We start from the raw sequence: 442 nt of genomic DNA on the forward strand, positions 1-442 counted from the left end.
GGTTAATCTTAATAAAAACTACAATCATCCAAATTTAACCCAAATCAAGCATTCATATAACAGACAAAAGGAACAATAATATGGAAATCAAGCGTCTCGCTACCATTCTCAAACTGATTGCCAACCCCGAACGCATGGCCATCCTTTTTCTGCTGCTTAACGGCGACCGCAGCATTACCGAACTGGCACAGGCGCTCGACTCCTCCCCGACCGGCATCGCCAACCACCTCGCACGCCTGCGCACCGAAGGCATCATCGATTTCACGCGCTACCACCGCATCATCGAATACCGCCTCATCTCCGAAGAAGCCACCACCATCCTCAATACCCTGCGCACGCTCAAAGACCAGGCTGAATAAACAAATTATTCCACATCACAACATCAAGGCCGTCTGAAACATCAGCTTTCAGACGGCCTGCCACTATCAGCCCCGTCTCCTAT

Annotated in this window: 1 protein-coding gene; it reads left to right on the forward strand. The window is 49.8% G+C overall.

Going from position 1 to position 442, the window contains the following annotated elements; translation table 11 throughout:
* Window positions 1-80 precede the first annotated feature (80 nt).
* On the forward strand, window positions 81-359 hold the full coding sequence (locus ACTHUM_RS19825; protein ID WP_219089050.1) for an ArsR/SmtB family transcription factor: 279 nt from the start codon (window positions 81-83) through the stop codon (window positions 357-359).
* Window positions 360-442 lie beyond the last annotated feature (83 nt).

It is taken from the genome of Neisseria sp. P0021.S006 (genome assembly GCF_051956895.1).